This is a genomic window from Enterobacter sp. PL_is514, assembly GCF_055816715.1.
Genome location: NZ_JBVPGN010000023.1, coordinates 1 through 22,050 on the forward strand (window position 1 = coordinate 1; position 22,050 = coordinate 22,050).

General features: G+C 56.2%; 18 protein-coding genes, 1 rRNA gene and 1 riboswitch. Of the genes, 5 read left to right on the plus strand and 14 right to left on the minus strand.

Annotated features, from left to right (window positions below; all coding sequences use genetic code 11):
- From AC0TNG_RS01205 to btuB, 3 genes are all read right to left on the minus strand, one after another.
- Positions 1-232 (minus strand): 16S ribosomal RNA (locus AC0TNG_RS01205); the annotation flags it as partial.
- A gap of 383 nt (positions 233-615) precedes the next feature.
- Entirely contained in the window at positions 616-1,467 is an 852-nt protein-coding gene (gene murI, locus AC0TNG_RS01210; RefSeq protein WP_048989427.1) for a glutamate racemase, read from the minus strand.
- A complete protein-coding gene (btuB, locus tag AC0TNG_RS01215; RefSeq protein WP_473701776.1) occupies positions 1,412-3,265 on the minus strand; it encodes a TonB-dependent vitamin B12 receptor BtuB in 1,854 nt (617 codons plus the stop codon). The genes murI and btuB overlap by 56 nt, the downstream gene beginning before the upstream one ends.
- A 66-nt stretch (positions 3,266-3,331) precedes the next feature.
- A riboswitch (cobalamin riboswitch) is annotated at positions 3,332-3,507 on the minus strand.
- Positions 3,508-3,611: 104 nt separating this feature from the next.
- On the opposite strand from btuB, the gene trmA reads away from it, so the two are divergent.
- The gene (gene trmA, locus AC0TNG_RS01220; protein ID WP_473701775.1) at positions 3,612-4,712 is read left to right on the plus strand and encodes a tRNA (uridine(54)-C5)-methyltransferase TrmA; all 1,101 of its coding nucleotides are present in this window, start codon (positions 3,612-3,614) and stop codon (positions 4,710-4,712) included.
- A gap of 89 nt (positions 4,713-4,801) precedes the next feature.
- On the opposite strand, the gene AC0TNG_RS01225 is transcribed toward trmA, so the two are convergent.
- Both AC0TNG_RS01225 and fabR read right to left on the minus strand, forming a co-directional pair.
- Positions 4,802-5,161, minus strand: coding sequence for a YijD family membrane protein (locus AC0TNG_RS01225; RefSeq protein ID WP_008501783.1), 360 nt, complete (start codon positions 5,159-5,161; stop codon positions 4,802-4,804).
- Positions 5,162-5,170: 9 nt separating this feature from the next.
- Entirely contained in the window at positions 5,171-5,809 is a 639-nt protein-coding gene (gene fabR / locus AC0TNG_RS01230; RefSeq protein ID WP_008501784.1) for an HTH-type transcriptional repressor FabR, read from the minus strand.
- Between the two features lie 196 nt (positions 5,810-6,005).
- Between fabR and sthA the strand changes: the two genes are divergently transcribed.
- Positions 6,006-7,406 (plus strand): Si-specific NAD(P)(+) transhydrogenase, encoded by a 1,401-nt coding sequence (gene sthA, locus AC0TNG_RS01235; RefSeq protein WP_008501785.1) that lies wholly within the window; start codon positions 6,006-6,008, stop codon positions 7,404-7,406.
- Here sthA and oxyR read toward each other — a convergent pair.
- The 4 genes from oxyR to argC all read right to left on the minus strand — a co-directional run bounded on the left by oxyR (position 7,380) and on the right by argC (position 11,848).
- Complete coding sequence (oxyR, locus tag AC0TNG_RS01240; protein WP_023333839.1) at positions 7,380-8,306, minus strand: DNA-binding transcriptional regulator OxyR; 927 nt, start codon at positions 8,304-8,306, stop codon at positions 7,380-7,382. The genes sthA and oxyR overlap by 27 nt on opposite strands.
- Before the next feature lie 303 nt (positions 8,307-8,609).
- Complete coding sequence (gene argH, locus AC0TNG_RS01245) at positions 8,610-9,983, minus strand: argininosuccinate lyase (protein ID WP_061716300.1); 1,374 nt, start codon at positions 9,981-9,983, stop codon at positions 8,610-8,612.
- Between the two features lie 77 nt (positions 9,984-10,060).
- Complete coding sequence (argB, locus tag AC0TNG_RS01250; RefSeq protein WP_155858022.1) at positions 10,061-10,837, minus strand: acetylglutamate kinase; 777 nt, start codon at positions 10,835-10,837, stop codon at positions 10,061-10,063.
- Between the two features lie 6 nt (positions 10,838-10,843).
- The gene (gene argC, locus AC0TNG_RS01255) at positions 10,844-11,848 is read right to left on the minus strand and encodes an N-acetyl-gamma-glutamyl-phosphate reductase (protein ID WP_024909174.1); all 1,005 of its coding nucleotides are present in this window, start codon (positions 11,846-11,848) and stop codon (positions 10,844-10,846) included.
- Positions 11,849-11,936: 88 nt separating this feature from the next.
- Here argC and argE point away from each other — a divergent pair, with 88 nt between their 5' ends.
- From argE to AC0TNG_RS01270, 3 genes are all read left to right on the plus strand, one after another.
- On the plus strand, positions 11,937-13,088 hold the full coding sequence (gene argE / locus AC0TNG_RS01260; protein ID WP_008501790.1) for an acetylornithine deacetylase: 1,152 nt from the start codon (positions 11,937-11,939) through the stop codon (positions 13,086-13,088).
- 307 nt (positions 13,089-13,395) lie between these two features.
- Positions 13,396-16,047 carry a phosphoenolpyruvate carboxylase gene (gene ppc, locus AC0TNG_RS01265; RefSeq protein ID WP_463727433.1) on the plus strand — a complete coding sequence of 884 codons (2,652 nt, stop codon included), beginning with the start codon at positions 13,396-13,398 and terminating at the stop codon, positions 16,045-16,047.
- Between the two features lie 93 nt (positions 16,048-16,140).
- Positions 16,141-16,989, plus strand: a complete 849-nt coding sequence (locus AC0TNG_RS01270) for a helix-turn-helix transcriptional regulator (RefSeq protein ID WP_473712441.1) — start codon at positions 16,141-16,143, stop codon at positions 16,987-16,989.
- Here AC0TNG_RS01270 and AC0TNG_RS01275 read toward each other — a convergent pair.
- From AC0TNG_RS01275 to AC0TNG_RS01295, 5 genes are read right to left on the minus strand one after another with little or no spacing between them, the layout of a single operon-like run.
- Positions 16,976-17,332, minus strand: coding sequence for a PTS fructose-like transporter subunit IIB (locus AC0TNG_RS01275; protein ID WP_024909177.1), 357 nt, complete (start codon positions 17,330-17,332; stop codon positions 16,976-16,978). The genes AC0TNG_RS01270 and AC0TNG_RS01275 overlap by 14 nt on opposite strands.
- A 2-nt stretch (positions 17,333-17,334) precedes the next feature.
- On the minus strand, positions 17,335-18,210 hold the full coding sequence (locus tag AC0TNG_RS01280) for a [formate-C-acetyltransferase]-activating enzyme (protein WP_267217757.1): 876 nt from the start codon (positions 18,208-18,210) through the stop codon (positions 17,335-17,337).
- The gene (locus tag AC0TNG_RS01285; protein ID WP_473712440.1) at positions 18,176-20,473 is read right to left on the minus strand and encodes a formate C-acetyltransferase; all 2,298 of its coding nucleotides are present in this window, start codon (positions 20,471-20,473) and stop codon (positions 18,176-18,178) included. The genes AC0TNG_RS01280 and AC0TNG_RS01285 overlap by 35 nt, the downstream gene beginning before the upstream one ends.
- A 51-nt stretch (positions 20,474-20,524) precedes the next feature.
- Positions 20,525-20,845, minus strand: coding sequence for a PTS fructose-like transporter subunit IIB (locus AC0TNG_RS01290; RefSeq protein ID WP_024909180.1), 321 nt, complete (start codon positions 20,843-20,845; stop codon positions 20,525-20,527).
- A 14-nt stretch (positions 20,846-20,859) separates the two neighbouring features.
- Positions 20,860-21,939, minus strand: coding sequence for a PTS fructose transporter subunit EIIC (locus AC0TNG_RS01295; protein WP_267217759.1), 1,080 nt, complete (start codon positions 21,937-21,939; stop codon positions 20,860-20,862).
- Positions 21,940-22,050: the final 111 nt, after the last annotated feature.

Here is a 22,050-nt window from a genome sequence, read left to right on the forward strand (position 1 = left end):
CACATCTGATGGCAAGAGGCCCGAAGGTCCCCCTCTTTGGTCTTGCGACGTTATGCGGTATTAGCTACCGTTTCCAGTAGTTATCCCCCTCCATCAGGCAGTTTCCCAGACATTACTCACCCGTCCGCCGCTCGTCACCCAGAGAGCAAGCTCTCCTGTGCTACCGCTCGACTTGCATGTGTTAGGCCTGCCGCCAGCGTTCAATCTGAGCCATGATCAAACTCTTCAATTTAAGTTTGATGTTCGTGAATTAAACTTCGTAATGAATTACGTATGTTCACTCAGAGACTTGGTATTCATTTATTGTCCGAAGACATTAAGAATCCATGTCACTTTGAGTGCCCACACAGATTGTCTGATAAATTGTTAAAGAGCAGTTGCAACGCGGCGTTAAGCTCACCGTTGCGAGGTCCCGTATATTACGTTTTCCTCATTCAGAGTCAAGTGATTATTTTCGCTTTTCTCTGCCGGCGTTCATCTCTGAACCCCGCTAACCCGGCGGCCTGTAAGCCGTTGTTCCGTGTCAGTGGAGGCGCATTATAGGGAGTTCTCAGACGTTGACAACCCCTCTTTTAAAAAAAACTTTCAACCGTCTCTTTTTTGCTCAAAACCGTGCTACAGCGCCAGTTTTTCGAGCGTTTCAAAGCCATAACGGCGTAAAACGGGTAAAAGTTGCTCAGTCTCTTTCGTGATGGCCATACAAAACGCGATATTCGCATCGGTAGATTTCGCATCCGGCGCTTCATGCTCCAGCAACCAGGCCGTACGACGGGCAATAGCCGCACCGGAATCCACAAGGCGTGTCCCCTCCGGCAGCACCTCCAGTAGCTCTTCCTGTAATAGCGGGAAGTGAGTACAACCCAGCACAACGGTATCCGGAGGTTCGGGCATCCGCAGCCACGGACGTAGAATACGACGCAGCTCCTCGAGTGATACCGCCTTGCCATGCAGCTTCGCTTCAGCCATCTCCACCAGCTCAGCCGAACCCAGCATCGCTATCTGGCATTCGTTTGCAAAACGGTCGATCAGCTCGCGGGTATAAGGACGCTTTACCGTACCTCGCGTGGCCAGCAAGCCCACAATGCCGTTCGCCGTCAGACGCGCGGCAGGCTTTATTGCAGGAACGACGCCCACAACCGGGAACTGGAATTTTTCACGCAGGGCGGGAAGAGAAACGGTGCTCGCCGTATTACAGGCGATGACGGCCAGCGCAAGGGGATAGCGCTTTTGTACCGCAGTGACGATTTCCACCACACGCTCAACAATAAAATCTTCGCTCTTTTCCCCGTACGGGAAAGCGACGTTATCGAAGGCGTAGATGTAATGGAGATCCGGCAGAAGATGCCGAATCTCATCATAGACCGAAAGCCCACCGACGCCGGAATCAAACACCAGCACGGTGGGACGCGGATTAGAAGGTGTAGCTGCCAGACAAGGTGTATTCCCGTCCTGCAGTTTGGTAGCCATAAACTGTCTCGTAATCTTTATCGAACAGATTGGCTATTTTACCACGAACTGTGAGATGTGAGGTGACAGGATACGAAACTGCGACATCCCACAGACTGACACCGCCCATTTTCACGCGTTCTGACGAATAGGTGTCTGGATCAATCGCGACATCATAGCGGGTGCCCAGATAACGATAGGCAAGGTTCCAGTCGAGATCCCATACCTGCCAGTCAAGCTGGTACTTAACCTGCTGTTTAGAACGGCGGGCCAGTACTTCGTTGGTTTTGGCATTACGCGGGTCGACATAATCATAGGAAATCTGATGTCCGACCGGGCCAGTATCGAACTGTGCCGTCGCTTCCACACCTTTAATACGTGCTTCGTCAACGTTGTAGTAACGATACGTATGCGGATCGCTGCTAATAAGATTATCAATGTCATTGCGATAACCGGTGATACGCCAGTTGACCGGTCCCGTCAGGCCTTCAAAGCCCCCTTCCCACTGCTTACTCTCCTCCGGTTTAAGGTCCGGATTACCGTAAGAGGCACTGTGGATTTGGCTCATGGTCGGTGCTTTAAAAGCGGTACCGTAGGAGGCAATGACGCGATAGCCCTCCACAAACTCCCACGCTGCGCTGGTTTGCCACGTGCCATGGTTGCCGAAGTTAGAGTTATCGTCATTACGCGCCGCCGCTTCCAGCGTCACGCTGCTGAACTGCTGCATCGCCGAAACAAAGACGCCGGTATTGCGTTGCTCGTAACCTTTCTCCAGATAGCCCGTTCCAGCCTGGGTCTTCTGCTTTTGCCAGTCCAGACCTGCGCCAATGTTGCCGTGACCGACTTCTACGGTGTTGAGCCATTGGGTGGTGTACTGCTTCACGTCATCCATGGTGGCGGAATCAGCGTAACGCCCTTTCTTCGGATCATAGTTCTGATCTTTACTGCGACCGTAACCCGCCACCAGCTGTGACTGGAAAATCCCCCGGTTGTAACGCAGACCGGTATCCCAGTTCTGGCTGTAGAGCTGGCGAGTATCAGGTCGTCCATCCACCATAAAGTTGGCGTCGTAGTGATCGTAACCGTCATACGCGGTGCGGTTGTCATAACCAAAGCCACGGAAGAAGCCGCTCACGCTGTCGGTAATCTGCTGTTCCACGGAGCCGTACAGCGATTTACTCATAAAGCCATCGCGGTCAGGCTGGCGCGGCGCATCTTTTGCAGCGATGTCAAAACCCCGGGTATAGGTGTAGTTACCGGCCATGGTGATTTTGGTTTTATCCAGCACCTGCTGGAAGGCGCCATCATAGGTCTGGTAACCCTTAGAGCCAACACCCGCTGAGATTTCTGCACCCGGCTTATCACGTCCGGTAATGATGTTAATCACGCCACCAATCGCGTCGGAGCCATACAGGGCTGAACGCGGACCACGGATGTACTCAATACGCTGAATCAGCGAGGTCGGGATTTGGCTCAGATCGGGAACGTTGCTGATCCCGGCGTTATTCAAAGGAATACCGTCAACCAGCACCAGCACATGGCGAGATTCCGTTCCGCGAATAAAAGTCGAAGAGTTCGAGCCCATTCCACCGCTTTGCGCGATATCCACGCCTGGCAGACGTGACATGATTTCCACCACGCTCTTTGCCTGCCAGCGCTCAATGTCTTCACGCGTCACGACGGACGTCGGTGCCAGAACAGTTTTTGCCGGTTGTTCAAAACGATTTGCCGTCACCACCAACGAGTCGGCGCTGTCCTGCGCCCAGCCCGAAAATGCCGTGACGGACAACGCCGTCAACAGCGATACTTTTTTAATCATTGTTAAAGCATCCACAATATAAGAAGGATGCCGCAGGCCTCATCGATAGCACGCGATGATGAAACCAAATGCGACGTGATCCCGGCAGGTCTTCGGGCTAGGTGGCTATATAAGGATGAAGACTTCCCATTTACACAGTGTCTACAACGCTCATCCCGCCAGTCTTTACCGCTGCGCGTCAGCTCCAGATTTACACTGGATTCCCTTTTCACTCTCAGGAGACCGGAAACAGAATGCTACAATTAGACACGTATGGATGTCCAGACAGCTATTGGCCATTAAATCTGGACATCCCCTGAACAATGCCTACAATCGCCGCGTAATTCTTTATCACTCAGGACGCATCATGACCCCAGAACACCTCCCGACAGAACAGTACGACGCGCAGCTGGCAGAGAAAGTTGTCCGCCTGCAAAGTATGATGACGCCTTTCAACGCGCCCGTTCCCGAGGTGTTCCGCTCTCCTGTCAGCCACTACCGCATGCGCGCCGAGTTCCGCATCTGGCACGACGGTGACGACCTGTACCACATCATTTTCGATCAGCAGACAAAGTCCCGTATCCGCGTGGACAGCTTTCCGGCGGCGAGCGAGCTCATTAACCAGTTAATGACGCTGATAATGGACGGTGTGCGTAACAATCCGGTACTGCGTAACAAGCTTTTCCAGATTGACTACCTGACCACGCAAAGCAATCAGGCGATTGTCTCTCTCCTGTATCACAAAGCGCTTAACGACGAGTGGCGCGAGCAGGCGGAAGCGCTGCGCGATGCGCTGCGCGCGCAGAACATCAACGTTCACCTGATTGGCCGCGCGACCAAAACCAAAATCATGCTGGATCAGGACTACATCGACGAGCGCCTGCCGGTAGCGGGTAGAGAGATGGTTTACCGTCAGGTCGAGAACAGCTTCACCCAGCCGAACGCCGCGATGAACGTGCAGATGCTGGAGTGGGCGCTGAAGGCGACGGAAGGGTCAACGGGCGATCTGCTTGAGCTCTACTGCGGTAACGGCAACTTCTCGCTGGCGCTGGCGCGTAACTTCGATCGCGTGCTGGCAACGGAAATCGCCAAGCCGTCGGTGGCCGCCGCGCAGTACAACATTGCCGCCAACCATATCGACAACGTGCAGATCATTCGCATGGCCGCTGAAGAGTTTACCCAGGCCATGAATGGCGTTCGCCAGTTTAACCGCCTGGAAGGTATCGATCTGAAGAGCTACCAGTGTGAGACGATTTTTGTCGACCCGCCGCGCAGTGGCCTGGACAGCGAAACAGAGAAGATGGTGCAGGCGTACCCGCGTATTTTGTACATCTCCTGTAACCCGGAGACGCTGTGCAAGAATCTCGAAACATTAGGCCAGACGCACAGTATTGAACGTCTGGCGCTGTTCGATCAGTTCCCGTATACGCACCATATGGAGTGCGGTGTACTCCTCACGGCGAAGTAATATGGCCTTGTAGGGCAGGTAAGCGAAGTGCCACCTGCCAAAAAAGCCGGATGACGCTTCGCTTATCCGGCCTACAATGACAAAACCCTTTACTCTGGTAACTGGCTCTTACGGCTACGCATGCGCGAGCCAATCCAGAACACCAGCGCCACAGACAGTACCGCAGGGAAGAAGTTAGAGCCGATATCCGGATATTCCGCGCGAACCACGGTGCTGTACAGCAATACGCCCAGAATAAAGCAGGCGGCGGCCAGCCCCGGTAACCCCACCGGCATGGTGCGGTTCAGGTAGCGTTGATGCAGGCAATAAACCGTCAGCACCAGCGCAATAAGCGGGAAAATCGAAAACGGCACGATTGAGCTAAAAATAGCGGCAAACGTACCATTAATGGATAAGCCAGCGATCAATGCCAGCAACAGCGTCCCTTTATCCTGACCTGACTGTTTCATTACTCACCTTCACTCTTCGGTTTGATGTGCCAGTTTCTCTTGTTCACGGCGATACCAGTAGTACGCGCCTTTGGAGATCATCCTGAGCTGTAATACCAGTCGCTCTTCGAGCTGCTTGCGTTGTTCAATGCTGACATCCAGCGCTTCGGCACCCGCGCTGAATACAATCGTCACCATCGCCTCGGCCTGTGCTTCAGTAAACGCACGCGGCATATGGTTTTCGAGTTCAAGATAGTCGGCAAGTTCCGCGATGAAGTGCTGAATTTCGCGCGCGACGGCGGCACGAAACGCTGCCGAGGTGCCCGAACGCTCGCGCAGAAGCAGACGAAACGCGTTGGGATTGTTGCCGATAAATTCCATAAAGGTCGACACGGAGGTGCGGATCACGCTGCCCCCTTTGGCGATACGCTGACGCGCCTGGCGCATCAGCTGACGCAGCATCAGGCCGCTCTCGTCGACCATGGTCAGGCCCAGTTCATCCACATCACGGAAGTGACGATAGAAGGACGTTGGCGCAATCCCGGCCTCGCGTGCGACTTCGCGCAGGCTCAAACTGGCAAAACTCCGCTCGGCACTCAGTTGACTGAATGCGGCTTCCACCAGCGAACGCCGGGTTTTCTCTTTTTGTTGTGCTCTTACGCCCATCACGATAGTTGAATCCTTCCAAAGGCCTGATGGCACTATACCAGAGAATAAAATTAATCTGTTTGCCTGGCTTTGTGAATGATTGTTTACGTGCGGTTTGTGCTCCACTGCCGGAAAAAAGCACAACGATAATTGGGTTACTCTGGCAATGATGTTATGATTCTGTTGCTTTTATGTATAAGAACAGGTAAGCCTTGCCATGCCACATTCCTACGATTACGACGCAATAGTTATTGGTTCCGGCCCCGGCGGCGAAGGCGCTGCTATGGGTCTGGTGAAACAGGGAGCCAGAGTAGCGGTCATCGAGCGCTACCATAATGTCGGCGGCGGTTGCACCCACTGGGGCACCATCCCTTCGAAAGCCCTCCGCCACGCCGTTAGCCGCATTATCGAATTTAACCAGAACCCTCTTTACAGCGACCATTCCCGACTTCTTCGTTCATCTTTTGCCGACATCCTGAATCACGCGGATACCGTCATTAACCAGCAGACGCGTATGCGTCAGGGGTTTTATGAGCGTAACCACTGCGAAATTTTGCAGGGCAACGCGCATTTTGTGGATGAACACACCCTGGCACTCGAATGCCACGACGGGTCGGTTGAAACTATTACCGCTGAAAAATTTGTGATTGCCTGCGGTTCACGCCCATACCATCCGGCCGACGTGGACTTCTCGCACCCGCGCGTCTACGACAGCGATTCGATTCTGAGCCTGCACCATGAACCCCGCCACGTCATTATCTATGGCGCAGGAGTTATTGGCTGCGAATATGCGTCGATCTTCCGCGGAATGGACGTCAAAGTTGACCTGATCAACACCCGCGACCGCCTGCTGGCGTTCCTCGATCAGGAAATGTCAGATTCGCTCTCCTACCACTTCTGGAACAGCGGCGTGGTCATTCGCCACAACGAAGAGTACGAGAAGATCGAAGGCTGTGACGACGGGGTGATCATGCACCTGAAGTCCGGCAAGAAGCTGAAAGCAGACTGCCTGCTGTACGCCAACGGCCGAACCGGCAACACCGATTCCCTGCAGCTGGAAAATATCGGACTTGAGACCGACAGCCGCGGTCAGCTGAAGGTCAACAGCATGTATCAGACCGCCCTGCCACACGTTTACGCGGTCGGCGACGTGATTGGCTACCCAAGCCTGGCCTCAGCCGCTTACGACCAGGGACGCATTGCCGCACAGGCGCTGGTAAAAGGCGAAGCGACGGCGCATCTGATTGAAGATATCCCGACGGGCATCTACACCATCCCGGAAATCAGTTCCGTAGGGAAAACCGAGCAGCAGCTGACGTCTATGAAGGTGCCTTACGAGGTGGGTCGTGCGCAGTTTAAACATCTGGCGCGGGCGCAAATCGTGGGGATGAGCGTGGGAACGCTGAAGATCCTGTTCCACCGCGAGACGAAAGAGATCCTCGGGATTCACTGCTTTGGTGAACGCGCCGCGGAAATCATTCATATCGGACAGGCGATAATGGAGCAGAAAGGTGGTGGTAACACCATTGAGTACTTCGTTAACACCACCTTTAACTACCCGACCATGGCGGAAGCCTACCGGGTAGCGGCACTAAACGGCCTGAACCGCCTGTTTTAACGCGCTGTCGAAATGGCCATCCATCGAACCACGGATGGCCTCTGCCAGCTGCTCATAGCGGCTGCGCAGCGGTGAACCCGGACGATATACCAGGCCGATAGTGCGACGCGGCTCCGGCTTGATGCACGGCAAATAGACCACGCCATCACGCTTACGCTCGCGCGGCACGGCCAGCGCAGGCAGCAGCGTTATACCGCTTCCCGCCGCGACCATGTTACGCAGCGTTTCCAGGCTGGTTGCGCGGAAATGGGTATCCTCATCCGCACCCGCTTCGAAGCAGAAGCCCATCGCCTGGTCGCGCAGGCAGTGGCCATCTTCCAGCATCAGCAGCTTTTCACCCGCCAGATCGGCCATCGGCACGCGATCGCGGTTCGCCCACGGGTGATCTTCATAGATCGCCAGCATCATCGGCTCATCGAACAGCGGCACTTCAATAAAGGCTTCACTCTCTTTTACCAGTGCCAGAATGGCGCAGTCGAGCTTGCCGCTATCTAACTGCGCCAGCAGCTGATGGGTTTGCGCTTCGTGCAGGTACATTTCGAGTTTCGGGAACGTCTGGTGCAGCATCGGAATGATGTGCGGCAACAGGTACGGGCCAACGGTTGGGATCAGGCCAATATGCAGCGGGCCGGACATCGCCTCCCCCTGCTGGCTTGCCATTTCCTTGAGCACTTTGACCTCGCGCAGCACGGTGCGCGCCTGATCCACCAGCAGAAGACCTGCCTGTGTGAACAGAACCTTACGACTGGTGCGCTCCAGCAGCATCACGCCCAGCTCGTCTTCCAGCTTGCGGATCTGGCCACTCAGCGTGGGCTGGCTGACGTGACAGGAATCTGCCGCGCGGCGAAAGTGACGATGCTCGGCTAACGCTACCAGGTATTCAAGATCACGAATATTCATTATTCATCCTCCGTCGCCACGATAGTTCATGGCGATAGATAGCATAGCAACGAACGATTATCCCTATCAAGCATTCTGTTGAATAATACACCACATAGACGAGGCGGCACGTGTTTGACCCTTGACGTCCCCGCACCGTCAGCGAGTTTCTCTCAAAACTCGAACAACTAAAGCCAACGTGAACTTTTGCGGACCCCGTGGTCCGCTTTTTTTTGCGTAAAAAAGCCCGGCGCTAAGCCAGGCTCCGTTTTTCTCCCTCTCCCTGTGGGAGAGGGCCGGGGTGAGGGCACCAGCCCGCACGGTTCAAACCAGCCGGTTTTTCGCATCCGCAATCGCCTGCGCCACCTGCTTCGGCGACACGCCGCCTTTCGCGGCACGCTTGTCCAGACAGGACTGCAGCGCCAGAATCGGATACACATCATCCCCGATAACCGCGCTGAACTTCTGCAGATCGGCCAGCGCCAGATCCTCCAGCGGTTTACCCTGACGAATGGCTTCCACAACCGCTTCACCGACAATATGGTGCGCTTCACGGAACGGTACGCCCTTCGCCACCAGATAATCCGCCAGTTCGGTAGAGTTCGCATAGCCCTGCTGCGCCGCTTCCTGGCAGCGCGGACGTTTCACCTGAATGCCGTCCAGCACAAGCGCGCCCATATGCAGACAGTCCAGCCAGGTGTCGAGCGCGTCGAACAGCCCCTCTTTGTCTTCCTGCATGTCTTTGTTGTACGCCAGCGGCAGCCCTTTCAGGGTCATCATCATGCCGGTCAGCGCACCCTGCACGCGACCACATTTGCCGCGGATCAGCTCGAGCGCGTCCGGGTTTTTCTTCTGCGGCATCAGGGATGAACCTGAGGTCACGCGGTCGGACAGCTCGACGAAGCCCGCTTCACCGGAGTTAAAGAAGATCAGGTCTTCGGCAAAGCGCGAGAGGTGAACCATCCCGATAGACGCATTGGAGAGCAGCTCCAGCACGTGGTCGCGGTCGGAGACGCTATCCAGGCTGTTACGGGTGGCGGAGGCAAAGCCCAGCCAGCCTGCCAGTTGTTCACGGTCGATTTCATACGCCGTACCCGCCAGCGCGCCGCTGCCCAGCGGGCTGACGTCCAGACGTTTCAGGGTATCCTGCAGACGGCTTTCGTCACGCGCCAGCATCTCTACGTAGGCCAGACACCAGTGCGCAAAGGTCACCGGCTGCGCGCGCTGCAGGTGGGTATAACCCGGCATCACCGCGTCCTGGTTGTTCTGCGCGGTTTCCACCAGCGCGCTCTGCAGCTGACGGTTGGCCGCCAGCAGTTCGCTAACGGTATCTTTACACCACAGCTTCAGGTCGGTGGCGACCTGATCGTTACGGCTGCGCCCGGTGTGCAGCTTTTTACCCAGCTGGCCGACTTTGTCGATCAGTTTGCCTTCCACCCAGCTGTGAATATCTTCGGCATCGCTCTGCAGGATTTGCTGCGGATCCAGACGCACCTCTTCCAGCAGATTGTTCAGCGCTTCTTCCAGCTGTAACTGTTCGTCTGCGGTCAGTACGCCTACCGTTACCAGCGCTTTGGACCAGGCCACAGAGCCGACAATATCCTGTTCGGCCAGGCGGTAGTCGAAGCGCAAAGAGTCGTTGAACTGTTTGAACCGCTGATCCGCTGCCTGTGTAAAACGCCCACCCCAAAGTGCCATAACATGCTTCCTTAATATCTTTGAATTTCATTGCCCGGTGGCGCTGCGCTTACCGGGCCTACAAAACATTAAATCGATTACGCTAAAATACGCGTGCCAATCGGCGTGCCGTTAAACAGCGCCGGAAGCTGCTCCGCGTGACGCCATGAGGCGATATCCACCGGGCGGCCCAGCGTGCGTGCCGCATCCAGCGCGGCGTTCACTTTGACGATCATGCCGTCGGTGATGATGCCCTGAGCAATCAGCTGCTCGGCTTTCTCAGCCGTCATTTCCGCAATGCGCTGGCCTTTACCGTCCAGAATACCGCTCACGTCGGAAAGCAGGATCAGGTCCGCACCCAGCGTTGCCGCCAGCGCGGTCGCCGCCTGGTCAGCGTTAACGTTCATCAGCTCGCCCTCTTCGGTCACGCCGATGGAGCTCACCACCGGCAGGAAACCGCCTTCCAACAGCGTGTTAATCAGCTTAGGCGAACCTGGCTGCGCCAGTCCAACATGACCGAGCGCTTCGTCGAGCTGGGTCACTTTTACGCTGTCGCCATCGCCCAGATAGAGGCCCACGGACGCAATATGGTGTTTCTTCGCCCACGCCAGCAGCGTTTTGTTCGCCGTACCCGCCAGCGCGCCGGTAATGATGTCAATCTGGTCAGCAGGCGTCACGCGCAGGCCGTTCTTCTTTTTCACCGGCAGGTTGAGCCCTTTCATCAACTCATCCACCACACAGCCACCGCCGTGCACAATCACCAGCGGACGTTGATGTGATTCGCGATAGTTCACCAGCGCGGTAAACAGACGCTCCAGCGCTTCTTCGCTGTCCAGCAGTACACCACCGAGTTTGATAATTAATGGGTTCATCATCACACCTTAAATAAGAGCCTGCGTTTCCGGGAAACCGAAACGAATATTTGCACACTGCATTGCCTGTGCGGCAGCGCCTTTCAGTAAGTTATCTTCTGCGGCCACCACGATGAGATGCTCACCCTGAACGGCAAAGCCGATATCGCAGAACGGCAGACCGACCACGTTTTTCAGCGCCGGCACGCCTTTGTCGTACAGGCGCACCAGCGGTTTATCCGCATACGCCTGCGTGAAGACCTCACTCACCTGCTCTTTGGTCACGCCCGGTTTCAGGCGGCAGGTGATGGTTTCGAGGATCCCACGCGGGAAGCTGCCCAGGTGCGGGGTGAAAATGACGTCCGCGCCCAGATGCGTCGTGATTTCAGGGTGATGACGGTGATTAAACACGCCATACGGCTGAAGGCTCACTTCGCAGAAGCTATTGGAGATCGCCGCCTTGCGTCCTGCACCGCTCACGCCGCTGGTGGCGTTGATCACCGGCCACTGGTTCAGATCCAGCAGACCCGCGTCGATCAGCGGCTTCAGGGAAAGCTGCGCCGCCGTCGGGTAGCAGCCCGGAACGGCAATCAGGTCCGCTTCTTTCAGTTTATCTGCGCTCCACTCCGCCAGGCCGTACACCGCTTTTTCAAGCAGATCCGGGTGCTGATGGGTGAAACCATAATATTTTTCGTAAAACGCGCCGTCGTTAACGCGGAACGCGCCGGAGAGGTCGAAGACCACGCAGCCGGCCGCCAGAAACTGCGGCGCCAGGTCGTGGCTGACCTCATGCGCGGTGGCTAAAAACACCACGTCGACGCCGTCGGTAAACTCGCTGATGTCAGACATGGGCTGCAGCGGCAGATCGACCAGGCCCTTAAGCTGCGGATGCAAATCGGAAATTAACTTTCCTGCATCATTGCTTTGCGCTGACACGGTCAAAGCGGTTATGGTCATATGTGGATGGCGATTCACGTAGCTTACAAGCTCTGCGCCCGCATAACCGCTAGCGCCTACAATCAGCGTATTCAACATCGGGTTCCTTTATGCTCAACGTTAATGTATTTTTATTCACATTTATTGCATGAATATTGATACTATCACGACCTAAGGTGTGTCAACAATGAAAATGAACTTACCGCCATTTATCGAGATCTACCGCGCCCTGATTGCCACACCGTCCATCAGCGCAACGGAAGAAGCGCTGGATCAGAGCAATGAGTCTTTAATCAATCTGCTGGCGGGTTGGTTTAGCGATCTTGGGTTTAACGTTGAGGTTCAGCCCGTCCCCGGCACTCGCCACAAATTTAACCTGCTCGCCAGCACCGGAACCGGTGCGGGCGGCCTGCTGCTGGCCGGTCATACCGACACCGTGCCGTTTGACGATGGCCGATGGACGCGCGATCCGTTCACCCTGACCGAGCACGACAACAAGCTCTACGGTCTGGGCACCGCCGACATGAAAGGCTTCTTCGCCTTTATCCTCGACGCGTTGCGTGACGTGGACGTGACGAAGCTGAAAAAACCGCTCTACATTCTGGCGACCGCTGATGAAGAGACCAGCATGGCGGGCGCGCGCTACTTCTCTGAAAACACGTCGATTCGCCCGGATTGCGCCATTATCGGTGAGCCGACGTCTCTGCAACCGATCCGCGCGCACAAAGGCCATATTTCTACCGCCGTGCGCGTGCTGGGCCAGTCCGGCCACTCCAGCGATCCGGCGCGCGGCGTGAACGCCATCGAGCTGATGCATGACGCCATCGGCCGCATCATGACCCTGCGCGACGATCTGAAAGAACGCTATCACTACGAGGCGTTCACCGTGCCGTATCCGACGCTGAACCTCGGCAGCCTGCACGGGGGTGATGCCTCCAACCGTATCTGCGCCTGCTGCGAACTGCACATGGATATCCGCCCGCTGCCGGGCATGACCCTGAGCGATCTTGACGGCCTGTTGAATGAGGCTCTGGCCCCGGTGAGCGAGCGCTGGCCGGGTCGCCTGACGGTCTCCGAACTGCATCCGCCGATCCCGGGTTATGAATGCCCGCCGGACCATCAGCTGGTTGAAGTTGTGGAAAAACTGCTCGGTGAGAAAACCGACGTGGTGAACTACTGCACCGAAGCGCCGTTTATTCAGACGCTGTGCCCTACCCTGGTCCTTGGCCCTGGCTCCATCAACCAGGCGCACCAGCCGGATGAATATCTGGAGACCCGCTTCATCAAGCCCACCCGCGAACTGATTACCCAGGTTGTGCATCACTTCTGCTGGCATTAAAAACTGCCCCTCACCCTAACCCTCTCCCCAAAGGGGAGAGGGAATTTGAACACCCTCTCCCCTTTGGGGAGAGGGCAGGGTGAGGGGAGTAAATCCCGCGATCTCCGTCACATTCCCATAAGCATCTCTTATCTGACGCAATGCGAATTAAATTTCGTAAATTGCCCGCATTTATTCGTTTGCTGAACCGTTTTCGCAGCAATTGACGACGGGGGTTTTACGTGGCTTTATAAAGGGAGATGACAAAATAATGTCCAGAAGATTTTCGCCTGGGCATAAACAAAAATGATGGGGTGACTGGGTTTTTATGAACGAACAATATTCCGCGTTGCGTAGTAATGTCAGTATGCTCGGCAAAGTGCTTGGAGATACCATCAAAGATGCGTTGGGGGAGAACATCCTCGACCGCGTTGAAACCATCCGCAAGCTGTCTAAATCTTCCCGCGCCGGTAACGAGGCCAGTCGTCAGGAGCTGCTCACCACCTTGCAGAACCTCTCTAACGATGAGCTGCTGCCCGTTGCACGCGCCTTCAGCCAGTTCCTGAACCTGGCCAACACCGCTGAGCAATACCACAGCATTTCGCCAAACGGCGAAGCGGCCAGCAACCCGGAAGTCATTGCCCGCACCCTTCGTAAACTGAAAGACCAGCCAGACCTCAACGAAGCCACCATCAAAAAAGCGGTGGAGTCGCTTTCACTGGAGTTGGTGCTGACCGCACACCCAACCGAAATTACCCGTCGCACCCTGATCCACAAAATGGTGGAAGTGAACAACTGCCTCAAGCAGTTGGATAACAAAGACATTGCCGACTACGAACGCAACCAGCTGATGCGCCGTCTGCGCCAGCTGATTGCCCAGTCCTGGCACACCGATGAAATTCGTAAGCATCGCCCCAGCCCGGTCGACGAAGCCAAATGGGGCTTTGCGGTGGTGGAAAACAGCCTGTGGGAAGGGGTGCCTAACTACCTGCGCGAGCTGAACGAGCAGCTGGAAGAGAACCTCGGCTACCGCCTGCCGGTCGATTTCGTGCCGGTGCGCTTCACCTCCTGGATGGGCGGTGACCGCGATGGCAACCCGAACGTGACCGCGGAAATCACCCGCCACGTCCTGCTGCTGAGCCGCTGGAAAGCGACCGATCTGTTCCTGAAAGATATTCAGGTATTGATCTCCGAGCTGTCGATGGTTGAAGCAACGCCGGAACTGCGCGCGCTCGCCGGCGAAGAAGGCGCCAGCGAGCCGTACCGTTTCCTGATGAAAAAGCTGCGTGGTCAGCTGATGGCCACTCAGGCCTGGCTGGAAGCACGCCTGAAAGGCCAGCGCCTGCCAAAACCAGAAGGCCTGCTCAGCCAGAACGGACAGCTCTGGGAGCCGCTTTACGCCTGTTATAAATCACTGCAGGCCTGCGGGATGGGTATCATCGCTAACGGCGAACTGCTCGACACCCTGCGTCGCGTGAAGTGTTTCGGCGTGCCGCTGGTGCGTATCGACGTACGTCAGGAAAGTACCCGTCATACCGAAGCGCTGGGCGAGCTGACCCGCTATCTCGGCATCGGCGATTATGAAAGCTGGTCCGAAGCTGACAAGCAGGCGTTCCTGATCCGCGAGCTGAACTCGAAGCGCCCTCTGCTGCCGCGCAACTGGGAGCCAAGCAACGAAACCCGCGAAGTGCTCAACACCTGTAAAGCGATCGTTGATGCGCCGAAAGGATCGGTGGCCGCCTATGTGATCTCCATGGCGAAGACCCCGTCCGACGTGCTTGGCGTTCACCTTCTGCTGAAAGAAGCGGGAATCGACTACGCCCTGCCGGTCGCCCCGCTGTTTGAGACCCTCGACGACCTGAACAACGCCAACGACGTGATGAGCCAGCTGTTGAACATCGACTGGTACCGCGGCTTTATTCAGGGCAAACAGATGGTGATGATTGGCTATTCCGACTCCGCGAAAGACGCGGGCGTGATGGCGGCATCCTGGGCGCAATATCAGGCGCAGGACGCACTGATCAAAACCTGCGAGAAAGCCGGTATTGAACTGACCCTGTTCCACGGACGCGGCGGTTCAATTGGCCGTGGCGGCGCACCGGCGCACGCAGCGCTGCTGTCGCAGCCGCCGGGAAGCCTGAAAGGCGGCCTGCGCGTCACCGAGCAGGGCGAGATGATCCGCTTCAAATACGGCCTGCCGGAAGTGACCATCAGCAGCCTGTCGCTCTATACCAGCGCGATCCTGGAAGCCAACCTGCTGCCACCGCCGGAGCCGAAAGCCTCCTGGTGCCATATCATGGACGAGCTGTCGGCTATCTCCTGCGATCTGTACCGCGGCTACGTGCGTGAAAACAAAGATTTCGTCCCTTACTTCCGCTCAGCCACCCCTGAGCAGGAGCTGGGTAAACTGCCGCTGGGCTCACGTCCTGCGAAGCGTCGCCCAACCGGTGGCGTAGAGTCTCTGCGCGCGATCCCGTGGATCTTTGCCTGGACGCAGAACCGCCTGATGCTGCCCGCCTGGCTGGGTGCCGGTGCTGCGCTGCAAAAAGTGGTGGAAGACGGCAAACAGAACGAACTGGAAACCATGTGCCGCGACTGGCCATTCTTCTCTACCCGTCTGGGAATGCTGGAGATGGTCTTCTCGAAAGCTGACCTGTGGCTGGCGGAATACTACGACCAGCGTCTGGTGAAACCTGAACTGTGGGCGCTGGGTAAAGAGCTGCGCGAACTGCTGGAAGGCGACATCAAAGTGGTGCTGGACATCGCCAACGACTCACATCTGATGGCGGACCTGCCGTGGATTGCAGAGTCTATTCAGCTGCGTAACATTTACACCGACCCGCTGAACGTCCTGCAGGCAGAACTTCTGCACCGTTCGCGTCTGGCGGAAGAAGAAGGGAAAGAACCGGATCCGCGCGTTGAACAGGCGCTGATGGTGACGATTGCGGGCGTTGCGGCGGGTATGCGTAACACCGGCTAATGCTTTATGCCCGGCGGCGCTGCGCTTGCACGGGCCTACGTTAAGTAGGCCAGGTAAGCGTTAGCGCCACCCGGCAATACCCTGGTATCCACCATGCACCACGACATTACCCGCATCCTGACGGACCTGATCAACAGCACAACGCCGCTGCGTCAGGTGCATTTTGCAAACCCAGCGACCTCAGCCCCCGAACTTGCCTTGCAGGTCGATTTTCCGCGTCTGGAGATTGTGATCGAAGGTTCGATGAAAGACCAGGCTGCCTGCGTTTTACAGCAGGGTGATGTTTTATACGTCCCGGCTGGCGGCTGGAATAATCCACAATGGCAAGCCCCCGCAACAACGCTGAGCATCCTGTTTGGCAAACAGCAGCTTGGGTTTAGCCTTTTGCACTGGGACGGTGTAGACGTTCGTAACCTGGCGAAGCAGCACGTTGCCCGCCGCGGTCCGCGCATTGGCTCGCTTCTCTTACAGACGCTCCATGAAATGCAGATGCAACCGCACGAGCAGCAAACCGCGCGGCTGATTATCGCCAGCCTGCTTAGCCACAGCGTCGACCTGCTGGGGAGTCAGATCCAAACCGCCTCCCGCAGTCGGGCTCTGTTTGAAGCGATTCGGGTCTATATTGACGAACACTTCGCCACTCCGCTTACCCGGGAATCCGTCGCGCAGGCGTTTTATATCTCCCCAAACTACCTGTCGCATCTGTTCCAGAAAACGGGCGCAGTGGGTTTCAATGAATACCTGACGCATACCCGGCTTGAACACGCGCGCCAGCTGTTGAAAGGGTATGATTTAAAAGTGAAAGAGGTGGCGCATGCCTGCGGATTTGTCGACAGCAACTACTTCTGCCGGTTATTTCGCAAGAACACGGAGCGTTCGCCGTCAGAATACCGTCGCCAGTATCACAGTCAGCTCACCGGAAAGGCAGCTAGTCCAGAATGACCTGAGTATGCTGCGGAGCGGATAGCATTTTACGCACCGCTCCCATCACCTTTTGTGGGTCACGTAAAAAGGCGTTAATACCGCACTTCACGTAGCGCGTATGCTCGAAACGTTCACTGCCCGCCAGTTCGATATCAGTAATGAGCAATACGACATCGGCACGCCGGATGTCCTCTTCCGTAAGCTCGCTCTCAACGCCCAGCGCTCCCTGCGTCTCGATGTTAACGCTCCACTTCTCCTGCTGGCAGAGCTTTTCCAGCCGTTCGGCAGCCATATAGGTATGTGCGACGCCACTGACGCACGCGGTCACCGCCACCAGATGACGTCCCGCTATCACTGTCATGTTCAGCCTCCCAGGGTAACATTGAAACCTTCGAGCTCGGCCAGTAGACGCATCGCTGACACCTCATCTTCTGTCGGCGGGCTCGCTTGCCGCATTCCCCACTTCTGCCCCAGCAGGCGGTATTTTGGCTCCCCATACTGATGGAAGGGCAATAAATGCAGCTGCCGTATTCCTGAAGGTAGCAGGAAAGCCAGCACGCGCGCCATGTTCGTTTCGTTAAGCGTATAGCCAGGAATAAGCGGGACGCGGGGAATCACGTTTATCCCGTCAGCCACCAGCTGACGGAAATTATCCAGTACTCTGGGAAGATTCATTGCCACAATTGATTGGGCCAGCGCCGTGTCCATGATCTTCAAATCAAACAGCACTTCATCACACTGGCGCGCCAGCGGCATTAGTCGGGACAACGGCGCATCGCCTGCCGTTTCGATGGCCGTATGCACGCCGAAACGACGCAACCTCTGTAGAAACTTTGTCGCGAAAGGCGCCTGCAGCAACACTTCCCCGCCCGAAAGCGTCACCCCGCCTCCCGAGGAACGAAAGAAGACATCGTCTTTCATTACCTCGTTTTCCAGCTCATCCAGGGTCACATCTCTTCCGATATGCCCGAAGGCACCGGACGGACATTCATCTGCGTCCCGCAGGCAGGGAACACAGTGCAGGCATTTACTTTCCCGACGCACCGTTTCGATTTTCGGCGAGATCGACTCCGGATTCGCGCACCACGGACAGCGGTGAGGGCAGCCTTTAAAAAAAACTACCGTGCGGATGCCGCGTCCGTCATTTAATGAGTAGCGCTGGATATTGAAAATACGCGCCACGTCGACGCGCGTTTCAACCACGTCACAGCTGATGCGCTGTGCGGCGGATAATGTCATCCTGGATCTCCTTCGATAGCTCAACAAAGAAGGCGCTGTAGCCTGCAACGCGTACCACCAGCCCGGCAAAATCCTGCGGACGCTGTTGCGCTTCACGCAGTGTTTCCGCATTCACCACGTTGAACTGGATATGCTGCAACTTAAGCTGGGTGAAGGCGCGAAGGAAATCCGCCAGCTTTTGCAGCCCGGCATCGCCTTCCAGCGTCGCAGGGGTGAATTTAACGTTTAGCAGCGTGCCATTAGATAACAGATAGTTATCCAGCTTACTTACCGATTTCAGTACCGCCGTCGGACCCTGCATATCTTGTCCAAGCATCGGCGAAAGCCCACCGTCTGCCAGTTGTTCCCCGGCAAAACGGCCATCGGGCGTTGCCCCCACCACCGCCCCCAGCGGCACGTGTGCCGATACGGTATAAGAACCCGGGGTGAACTGCCCGCCGCGCGGGTTGCGGTATTTTTCGACCTCTTTACAGTAGTGGCGCAGCAGTTCAGCGCTGATGTTGTCGACATCATCGATATCATTGCCGTATTTTTCGAAGCGATTGATCAACCGGGCGCGGATTTTTTTGCCCTCAGGCGTAGCAAAGTTAGCGTTTAACACGGCTAACAGCGCGTCAAAACTTAAGCGCTGCTGTTCAAAGACCAGCCCTTTCAGGGCGTGCAGCGAGTCGCTCAAATTCGCTATCCCGATGCCCTGCACGCCGGAAAAGTTATAGCGCGCGCCACCGTCGGTGATGTCTTTCCCTGATGCTAAGCAATCGCTGATAAAAGAAGAGAGCAATGGCACCGGAGCCCAGTCACGATGGCCGATATCGCAGATATTGCTCCCCTCAACCATCAGCGCAATGTAGTGATTAATTTTGGCGCGAATATGCTCCAGCAAGCCTTCATAACTCAGCGCTACGTTGCCTTCGTTCTCCTGCATCGCGATTTCCATCACCTTCAGCAGGTTAAACATCGCGATATCGTGCAGACCGTAGGTTTTACCCGGAATTGACAGCTCTACACAGCCAACCACCGCGTAGTCGCGCGCATCTTCCAGCGACACTCCCCTGTTGAGGAAGGCAGGCACCACCACTTCATCGTTAAAGATCTGCGGGATGCCGGTACCCAGGCGGATCGTCTCCGCCGTTTTAAGCAGGAAGGGCCGGTCGATAAGTTCGTTAACCCGCACGCCGAGGTTCGGTTGAGGAAGCTGAACGCTCTGGTAAGCATCCAGACACAGGAAGGAGAGCACGTTAACCGCGCTACGCCCGCTCTCCGTCAGGCCGCCCAATAGTGCGGTATACCCGGTCGGGAACCCGGCAAAATAGCGGGCGCTGCTGGTGGAGCGTAAAAGCACCACGTCATTGCACTTCACCCACAGCGATTCCAGAATCTCTTTCAGGAACGCGGGTTCTTCGCCCTGTGAGAGCGAGGCCTGATAAAAGGGCAGCATGTACTGGTCAAAGCGCCCGATGGAGAGCGAGCTGGCGTTAGATTCATACTGCAAAATGACGTTCATGTACCAGAAGAGCTGACACGCCTGCCAGAACGTTTGCGGCTTATGCTGCGCGTTGTGGCGCGAGATTTCTGCCATCTTCCGTAATTCTTCACGCCGTGAAGCTTCATCACAGACGGTAGCAAGGGTTTCAGCCAGCGCGGCGTAGCGCAGAATATGACGCTGGGACGCTTCAAGCAGAATCAGTGCGGCGGCATAGAACGTGTTCTGCGCATCGCGGGCGCAGTGTTCGCGCAATTCCTCCACCAGCACACCCAGGCCGTTATTGAGCAGGCGCGGATAATCAATAATGATATGCCCCTGCCCTTTGTCCGTTTGGTTGACGCTGAAAATTTGCGTCCCCACAGCGGCTTTCACCTCATCCGTCATCTGGCTGTTAATGAAATCCTTCATCGACCGTTTTTCCCAGTAGGGATACAGCACGTCACGGTAGATCTGCTTATCCTCATCGCTGATTTCAAAGCGATCCTGCGGACGCGTGGCAAACTGGTCCAGCTCCTTAAGCAGCCAGTAGGGATCCATCTCAGGAGACATAATGCCCGCACGCGGTTTAACGGTCCGGTTTCCGGCAATCAGTTCCTCATCACGAATCGCGATGTTCACATGGTCAAGAATGTACGCCGTGGCTTTTGCACGCCTGAGGATAACCGGTTCGCCCTCCGTCTGCTTATGGCTGGCGGTATAGAGCAAAGCACGCTCAAGCGAGATTTCACGTGGGCTGGCAAAAAGTGCGTCTTTCAAACGCTGGGTACGATTCGTCATGAGGGAACTCCTGTAACGGAAAACGAGCCCGCCCCGAAGGGCGGGAGAGCGTCAGGCGGTTTGCGCCAGGTGGGCATCAATTTTGTTCATGATGGCGTCAGCGCGTTTCACCGCGTCGCTGATGTTGACGCGCACGATGGTTTTCCCGGTAAAACGTTCTTCGAACTTAATGCCAATATCTTTGGTCAGGATCACCATATCCGCTGCGGCGATATCCTCAGCATTCAGTTCGTTCTCAAGACCAATCGACCCCTGCGTTTCAACCTTCACTTCCCAGCCTTTGGCTTTAGCGGCGCTTTCCAGCGCTTCGGCCGCCATGTAGGTATGAGCAACGCCTGACGGGCATGCGGTTACTGCGATAATTCGGGCCATGTTCTCTTCCTCACTCAGTTAATTTCGAAATCCAGATCCAGGTCGTCCTCTTTTTCATCGACCTGTTTTGCATTCTTGCGGGCAATACTCTTCAGCACGTTGACGCTAATGGCAGTCACCACAGCCCCTAAGGCAACCGCCGCGATGTAGCCCAGTTTGCCCTCCACCACAGGGAGAACGATAAGCCCGCCCCATCCGGCATAACATTGCGCGCCCATCACGGCAGCCGTCACTGCGCCGCACGCGGATCCCAGCATGATGGAGGGAATGACACGCAGAGGGTCGGCTGCGGCGAACGGAATGGCCCCTTCGGTGACCCCCACGCAGCCCATCACTAATGCAGCCTTGCCCGCTTCGCGCTCTTCACCGGTAAAATTCTTGCGATTAATCAACGTCGCCAGGCCTAAGCCCAGAGGAGGCACGCAGATGCCTACCGCCGCAATCGCCACCACGGTGTAGACGCCCTGAGCAACGCAGATCAGCATGAAGGCATAGGCGACTTTATTAATCGGGCCGCCCATGTCGAAGGCCAGCATCAACCCCATGATGATGGCCAGCACGACGATGCTGCCCTGCTGCATCCCTTGCAGCCACTGGGTTAAGCCCGTCGTCAACGCACCAACAGGTTCGCCCAGACCCCACATCATGATGCCCGCGGTAACAAAGGTGCCGATGATAGGGATGATGAAGATAGGCATGACGGAGCGCAGGACTTTCGGGACCGGCAGTTTTTTCAGATACCAGACCACAATCCCGCCGAGGATCCCGGCAATAATGGCGCCGAAGAAACCCGCACCGAAGCTGTTACCAACCCACGCGGCAATAGCACAGGGAGCAAGCGCGGCGCGCTCGGCAATGGAGTAGCCAATATAGGCGGCCAGGAAAGGCACCATCAGCGTTAACCCCGCCACGCCGATATCGAATAGCTTTTTGAGGTTGGGATCGGTTGCGGCATCCGGTACCGCGCCCTTGCCGTACAGCATGACTGAAACCGCCAGCAAAATACCGCCCGCGACCACGAACGGGATCATGTGCGACACCCCGGTCATCAGATGCTGCCGCGTGTTCTTGAGAATATGCACCAACTCTTTCATATGTCGCTCCAGGCCTAAAACCATAAAGATGTTGTGGCAAACAATAGGCAATCAGGAAGACGGCGGACAGGAGACAAAAAGGCCATTTACTGGATTTTTGTAATGTCGAAA